General features: G+C 73.3%; 7 protein-coding genes. 1 reads left to right on the forward strand and 6 read right to left on the reverse strand.

Annotated elements, in window-relative coordinates; translation table 11 throughout:
• Window positions 1-75: 75 nt before the first annotated feature.
• Together A6Q79_RS07190 and A6Q79_RS07195 are read right to left on the reverse strand one after the other, a co-directional pair.
• The gene (locus A6Q79_RS07190; protein WP_286690505.1) at window positions 76-1014 is read right to left on the reverse strand and encodes a fumarylacetoacetate hydrolase family protein; all 939 of its coding nucleotides are present in this window, start codon (window positions 1012-1014) and stop codon (window positions 76-78) included.
• Window positions 1011-2177, reverse strand: a complete 1167-nt coding sequence (locus A6Q79_RS07195) for a VOC family protein (protein WP_289017213.1) — start codon at window positions 2175-2177, stop codon at window positions 1011-1013. The genes A6Q79_RS07190 and A6Q79_RS07195 overlap by 4 nt, the downstream gene beginning before the upstream one ends.
• A 122-nt stretch (window positions 2178-2299) precedes the next feature.
• Between A6Q79_RS07195 and A6Q79_RS07200 the strand changes: the two genes are divergently transcribed.
• Window positions 2300-2944 (forward strand): TetR/AcrR family transcriptional regulator, encoded by a 645-nt coding sequence (locus tag A6Q79_RS07200; RefSeq protein ID WP_067860198.1) that lies wholly within the window; start codon window positions 2300-2302, stop codon window positions 2942-2944.
• Window positions 2945-3047: 103 nt separating this feature from the next.
• Here A6Q79_RS07200 and A6Q79_RS07205 read toward each other — a convergent pair whose 3' ends face one another.
• The 4 genes from A6Q79_RS07205 to A6Q79_RS07220 form a co-directional block, all read right to left on the reverse strand.
• Window positions 3048-3872, reverse strand: coding sequence for a LuxR C-terminal-related transcriptional regulator (locus A6Q79_RS07205; protein ID WP_286690507.1), 825 nt, complete (start codon window positions 3870-3872; stop codon window positions 3048-3050).
• A gap of 101 nt (window positions 3873-3973) precedes the next feature.
• Window positions 3974-5521, reverse strand: a complete 1548-nt coding sequence (locus A6Q79_RS07210; RefSeq protein ID WP_286690508.1) for an AMP-binding protein — start codon at window positions 5519-5521, stop codon at window positions 3974-3976.
• 119 nt (window positions 5522-5640) lie between these two features.
• Entirely contained in the window at window positions 5641-6402 is a 762-nt protein-coding gene (locus A6Q79_RS07215; protein WP_286690509.1) for an SDR family NAD(P)-dependent oxidoreductase, read from the reverse strand.
• A 91-nt stretch (window positions 6403-6493) separates the two neighbouring features.
• A complete protein-coding gene (locus A6Q79_RS07220; RefSeq protein WP_067860206.1) occupies window positions 6494-6673 on the reverse strand; it encodes a helix-turn-helix domain-containing protein in 180 nt (59 codons plus the stop codon).
• Window positions 6674-7182: the final 509 nt, after the last annotated feature.

The raw sequence follows: 7182 nt of genomic DNA on the forward strand, positions 1-7182 counted from the left end.
GGGCAGCGACCAGCTTGAGCAGGCCCGTCGCCACGAGCACGACTGTGACGACGACGAGGAGCACCGTCGCGACGCTCATCGCGTCCACCGCACCACCGTGCGCTGCGCACCGAGGTCGAGCGCACCGTCGTCGGTCGCGATGGACGCCTCGACGAGGTTGCCGTCCTGCAGGTAGCGGCGGTCCTTCACCTGCTTGCCGAGGAAGATCCGCCACTTCACGTGCGGCGGGAGGAGGGCTCCCACCTTCTCGACGATGGCCGGCGGAGCGCTCAGCGCGGTGCCCGCCGGCGTGCCGGTGAGGACGAGGTCGCCGGGTGCGAGGTCCTGGAACCGCGCGAGGGCGGCGAGGGCCTCGGCGGGGCGGTAGATCATGTCGGAGGCCAGCTCGTCCTGGCGCAGCTCGCCGTCGACCCACAGCCGCAGCCGCAGCTCGGGCAGACGCTCGAGCTCGCCGTCCTCGAGGACCAGCAGGACCGGGCCGACCGGGGTGAACGTGCGGTAGGACTTGGACTCGTAGAACTGCGTCTTGGGCAGCTGGAGGTCCCGCGCGGAGACGTCGTTCGCCACCACGAGCGCGGCGACGAGGTCGGGCAGGTCGGAGGCTGCGACCTCCTCCCCCGCCGTGACGGCGCGACCGACCACGAGGCCCAGCTCGACCTCGTAGTCGAGCAGCGTCACGTGCGCGGGCCGCACGATCGGGTCGGACGGGCCGCTGATCGAGCCCGACGACTTGCGGAAGAAGGCGAGCGGCACGCGCGACGGGTCCATGCCCGCGTCCTTCGCGTGGCTGGCGTAGTTCGCCATCTGGGCGACCACGCGGCACGGCGCGGTGACCGGAGAGACGAGGACGAGCGAGTCGACCGGCACGGGGTCGCCGCCGTCGCGCGCCGCGAGCACGGCGGCCCGGTCGGCGAGGAGCTCGGCGGTCGTCGTCGCCGACGTCGCGACGCGGACGGCGCCGTCGGGGCGGCGCAGCCACCAGGCGTCGGCGGTGCGGAGGACGGGGAGGGTCATGAGCGGGCCACTTTCATCAGTCCGAGGAGGCGGTCGAGGTCGAACTCGTTGTCCGAGCGCAGGGCGGTGGTCATCGACAGCAGCTCCCGAAGCGACTCCTTGCCGGGTGCGACCCCGAGGAAGTCGGCGGTGGCGGGCGGGCCCCACTGGGCGAGGCCGCTGGCCGTCATCTCGGCCCAGCCCGGCTCGAGGGAGGCGTCGAAGCGGTCGCCGTCGCTGAAGTGCTCGACGAGGAAGCCGTCGGGGTCGCGCCAGTAGTCGAACAGCTGGCTGCCCTGGATGTGCCGGCCGATGCCCCAGGAGTGCCGGTAGCCGAGGTCGCGCAGGTGCTCGCCGCCCGCGGCGAGCGCGTCGAGGTCGGCCACCTGGTAGGCGGAGTGCACGTAGCGGCTGCGGGGCCCGAGGGTCATGGCCAGCGTGTGGTGGTCGGCGGGCTCGCTGCCCCGGTCGCAGCGGATGAAGGCCATCGTCGGGCCGCGGTCGCGCTGGCCCGGGAAGAACAGGAAGTCCGAGACGATGAGTCCCAGGTGGTCGAGGTACCAGTCGAGCGAGGCGAGGTAGCGGTCGGACTGCAGGACCACGTGGCCGAGGCGCTCCACGACGGCCGGCTGCCGCGGCGGGCGCTGCGCGGCGTTGACTCGCTCGACCTCCGACCCGACGTTGAGCGTCTGCGGCTGCTGCGTCGGCAGCGCGGGGTGCTCGATGACGCCGGCGACGACCCGCACGCGCGCCCCCGCCGGCTCGCGCAGGTCGACCACGTGGCCGCCGAGGTGCTCGGGGAGGCGACGGACGGGCACGCCGGTGTGCTCCGAGAGCCGCAGCAGGTCGGCCGTCTCGGCGGCGAACGCCGGTCCCACGAACCGCGACCCCCGACCCTTCCGCACGACCACGCACGGCGCGCCGGGCAGCGCGCCCCGCAGGTTCAGCTCGGTCGCGCTCCGGTAGGTCGTGCTGAACCCGAACGCGTGCGCGAACACCTCCGCGGCCGCGAGGTCGGGCTTCTCGAACTCCAGCCACGCGAGGTCGCGCACCTTGACCACCGGCTGCGCCGACCGGCCCACGTGCTCGCCCGGTCGACGCCCCTGCTCGCTGTGCAGGTCGCGGTGGCTGTGGTCGTGGGCGTGCTCGTGGCTGGCGTCGTGCGCAAGGTCGGGTGCCGACATCTGATGAATCCCTACATTTCTGATGAGATCATCAATATAGGTGCTGGCCGTGGTCGGGACAAGCCCCAGGACCGCACGAGCCGACCACTAGGCTGGCCCGACGGCAGCGGAGGAGGGACGAGATGCGCGACGGCACGAGCACGAGCGACGGCCCCCGCGTCGACCGACGACGGGCGCGCACGCGCGCGGCGCTGCTCGCCGCGGCGGAGCGGCTCATCGTGGACGGCAGCGCCGCAACGGCCACCATCCAGCAGATCACCGACGCGGCCGACGTCGGCTTCGGCTCCTTCTACAACCACTTCACGAGCAAGGAGGAGCTCTTCCAGGCCGCGACCGCCCACGTGCTGGAGGAGTGGGCCCGGCTCATCGACGCCGCCGTCGCCGACACGGACGACCCGGCCACCCGCTTCGCGCTGTCGTTCCGGATCTCGGCGCGGCTCGCCTGGACCCACCCCGCGCTCGCCGACGTGCTCAACCAGTTCGGCCTCGACCTGCTCGACCTCGAGGACGGTCTCGCGCCGCGGGCCACGCGCGACCTCGCGGACGCGATGGCGGCCGGACGCTTCACCGTCACCCACCTGCCGCTGGCCCTCAGCACCGTGGGGGGGTCTCTGCTCGGCTTCCTGCGCCTGCGCTCGTCGCACCCCGACCTGGTCGCCGTCGACGACGTCGAGGAGCTGACCGGCCAGCTGCTGCGCATGCTCGGGCTCGACGCGGCCGAGGCCGAGCGGCTCTGCGCGCTGCCCCTGCCGCACGTCGACGCCTAGGCCCCACCCACCCCGCGGCGTGTGCACCTCGTGACGATCTGCGCGGCGAGGACCGTCATCAGGTCCGCAGGACGCGGCGAGATGGAGGTGGGCGCGCGGCCCCTCAGTCGAGCAGGCCCTGCGTCCTGGCGGCGCGGGCCGCCTTGACGCGGTTCTCCGCGCCGAGCTTCGCCATCGCCGACTTCATGTAGGACTTCACGGTGCTCTCGACGAGGCCGAGCGCGTCGGCGATCTCGACGTTCGTCGCACCCTCCTCGGCCAGCCGCAGCACCTCCACCTCGCGTCGACCCAGCGGATGGGGGCCGGCCGGGCGTCTCGCGCCCTGGCCGGGCAGTCGCGCGAGCACGGCCTCCAAGCGCGCTCGCGTGCTCGGGTCGGTGGTCAGATCCGCCACCTGCCGGAGCTCGCGCGCCAGGTCGTGCGGGTCGTCGGTCGCCGGCGCGGCCCGCAGGCTGATCGCCCGCATCCGCTCCTCGACGGCCGTGGCCGCCCCGAGGTCGGCGGCGAGGCCCGCGAGCACGGGTCGCGCCGCGTCGACGACGGCGAGACCGAGCCGCTCGCTGCGCCGGTCGCACAGGTAGACGATCGCCGACGGCTGCCGTCCCTCCGCACCCACGGGGATGCTCACCACCGACTGCAGCCGCTCGGGTGCCACCCAACGGTCGTAGCGGTGGGTGATCGCCGCCGAGCGCGGGTAGGCGCTGACCGCCGCCGGCCGACGGGTGGCCAGCGTCTTGCCGCCCAGGCCCTCCCCCTGACGCACCCGCAGCTGGTGCAGCGACGTGGTCAGCGCCCCGCGGAGCTCGGAGATCGTGAAGTGCTCGCGGCTGCGCACGAGCCCGCCCATGACCAGCGGCAGGCCGGTCACGCGGCGCAGGTCGTCGAGCCTCCGCGTGAGGATCTCCTGCGGGGCCAGGTGGTCGGGCATCGGGCACCTCCTGTGTCGCCGGTCACAGGAGCGAGCCAGGCCCCCTCACGTCACGCCTCCCTCCTTTCGAGGGTACGAGCGGATCGTCGCGCCTTGCCTCGTCACAGCGAGCGCAGCAGGTACCGCTGGACCTTGCCGCTCGGCGTCTTCGGCAGCGCGTCGAGCACGTGGATGCGCCGCGGGTAGGCGTGCCGCGAGTAGCCGTCGCGCACCAGGGCGGTCAGCTCGGCGTGCAGCTCCGGCCCGTCCTGCACCCCATCGGCTAGCACCACGAACGCCTCCACGACCTCGCCGCGGACCCCCTCGGGGTCCGGCCGCCCGACGACCGCGACGTCGACGACCGACGGGTGCGTGATGAGCACGCTCTCGACGTCGAACGGGCCGATGCGGTAGCCCGCCGCCAGGATCACGTCGTCGTCGCGGGCCGTGAACTGGAAGTAGCCGTCCTCGTCGACCGAGCCCGTGTCGGCGGTGAGGTACCAGCGGCCGTCGGGACTGAACCGCTCGGCCGTCTTCTCCGGGTCGCCGTGGTAGCCCTCGAACCAGAACAGCGGGCTGGCGGGCACGTCGATCGCGATCTGCCCGTCGACGACGTCCGCGGCGTAGCCGGGCATCGGCACCCCCATCGACCCGTCCTTGACCGGACGGGCGACGTCGTCGTTCCAGCTGTTGCAGATCACCATGCCCAGCTCCGTCTGGCCGTAGTGGTCGCGCACCTCGATCCCCAGCACCCGCCGGGCCCACGCCAGCACGTCCGGGGTCAGGGGCTCGCCCGCCGACGACGCCCGCCGCAGCGGCAGGTGCTCGACGAGACCGCTCTTGCTGATGGCGCGGTACATCGTCGGGGCGCCGGCGAAGTTCGTGACGCCGAGGCGCTCGACGACCGCGACCGTCCCGGCCGGCGTGAACCCGGCGGTGTGCAGCACGTTGGGCCGACCGGCCACGAGAGGACCAGCCAGCCCGTAGTAGAGGCCGTACGCCCAGCCCGGGTCGGCGGCGTTCCAGAACACGTCGTCCTCGCGCACGTCGAGCGACAGCTGCAGGTAGACGTGGAACGACGCCAGCGCGCGCAGCGGCACCGTGACCGGCTTCGGGCTGCCGGTCGTGCCGCTGGTGAACAGCTGCATGATCATGCCGTCGCCGCCGACCGCCACCCGCTCGGCGACCGGCTCGACGGTCGACAGCTCGTGCTCGAGCGCCGGGCCCACCTCCAGCACGTCGAGCCCCGGCAGCGGGTCGAGCTTGCTGCGCTGGTCGGGCTCGGTGACGACGACGCGGGCCGACGACCCCTCCACCCGCGTGCGGATCGCACCGGTGGCGAACGCCGTGAACAGCGGCACGTGCACGGCACCGAGGCGCCACAGCGCCAGCAGCGTCACGGGCAGCTCACGTCGCTTGCCCAGCAGCACCGGCACGCGGTCGCCGCGCGCGACACCGTGCTCGCGCAGCAGGGCCGCCATCCGTCGCGACTCCTCGGCGAGCTCGCCGTACGTCAACAGCGTCGCGACGAGGTCGTCGTCGACAAGCACGAACGCGGTCGCGGCCGGGTCGTGCCGGTCGCACGCGAGGTAGGCCGCGTCCGCGCCGACGTCGGCGTACGTCGCCAGCAGGTCGTCGACCACGTCCGTCGGGCGCGCCTGGAGGGTCATGGGGGTCTCCTTCACGAGTCGGAGCCGCCTCGGCAGGCGGCCGCCTCGAGACTGCGCCCGTCGCGTGCGGCGCCGACACCCTCGAAGGTGGGTCCGGGTCGCGGGCCCGGACCGTGACCTCAGCCCAGGCGGGGCTGCCCGTTCGACGCCGTGAGGCCGCCGTCGACCGGCAGCACGACGCCGTTGACGAACGAGGCGTCGTCGCTCGCGAGGAAGGCGATCACCGACGCGACCTCCTCCGGCTCGGCCGCGCGGCCGAGCGGGAGCCGGTCCCAGAAGCGGTCGAGCAGCTCCTGGTCGTCGGCCATCCCCGCCGTCATCTCCGACTTCGTCAGGCTCGGTGCGACCGCGTTCACCCGCACCCCCGCCTCGGCGTGGTCGAGCGCCATGGCCCTGGTGAGGTTCGTGACGCCGCCCTTCGCCGCGTTGTAGGCGGCGGCGCCCCAGTCGCCCCCGACCCCGGAGACCGACGAGACGTTGACGATGCTGCCGCGCGTCTCGAGCAGGTGGGGCAGCGCCGCGCGGGACGTGTGGAACACGCCGCCGAGGACGATCGCCAGCGTCTCGTCCCAGGCGTCGCGGTCGACGTCGGGCACGGGCCCGGACGGTCCGATGCCGGCGTTGTTGACGAGCACGTCGAGCCGGCCGTGGGTCTCGACGGTCGAGGCGACGAGCTCCCCGACCGCCGCCACGTCGCTGACGTCGCAGCGGTGCGGCACGACGGTGCCGTCGGCGGACTCGGCGACCTCGCGCAGCTTCTCCTCGCGGCGTCCCGCGACGACCACCGTCGCCCCCTCGGACGCGAAGCGGCGCGCCGTCGCGGCCCCGATGCCGGACCCGCCGCCCGTCACGATCACGACGTCGCCGTCGAACCTGCCCATGTGATGCCTCCTGCGTCCTCGTCGTCGTCCTCATCGAAGCACGGGACCGCGGCCCCGGCGCGCCGACCCAGGAGGGCGACGACCGTCGAGGTCAGGCCCGACCGGCGGCCGAACGCAGCGCCTCGACCGACTCGGCGCTGACGAGCAGCTCGCACCGTCCGGAGCAGGCCAGCTGGTGCTCGACCCGCCCGGTCGCGATGAGCCGGTGCACCTCCGCCGTCGCCACGCCGAGCAACGCGGCGGCCTCGGCGACGGTCAGCTGCGACGACATGCCCCCAGCGTAGTGCCGCGTCGCGACTCGCCCAGCGACACCGTCCGTGCCGTATGTCGAGACCACCCGGCAGCGGCCCAGCGCGAACCGACCCCCAGCGGAAGCTTGGAGTGGTCTCGACACACCTCCCCCCGACCAGCGGAAGGTCCCGCTGGTCGAGTAGTCCGAGCGAGCTTGCGAGGCTCGGACGTATCGAGACCACCCGGCAACGGCCCAGCGCGAGCCGACCCACAGCGAACGCTTGGAGTGGTCTCGATACGTCAAGCCCAGGCTCGTTCCTCGCCGGACCCGCCTACTCGACCAACGGTGGGTTCGCTGGTCGAGTAGCGGCCACGCGCGAGGAACGAGCGCCGTGGATGCGTATCGAGACCACCCGGCAACGGCTCAGCGTGGCTTGACTCCCAGCGCCCGCTTGGAATGGTCTCGATACGCCTCCGCCAGCTCCTTCGTCGCGGCGTCGACTACTCGACCAGCGGAACGTTCCGCTGGTCGAGTAGCGGCGACGGCGA

It is taken from the genome of Aeromicrobium sp. REDSEA-S32_B7, assembly GCF_001626145.1.
GTDB classification, from domain to species: Bacteria; Actinomycetota; Actinomycetes; order Propionibacteriales; family Nocardioidaceae; genus Aeromicrobium; species Aeromicrobium erythreum.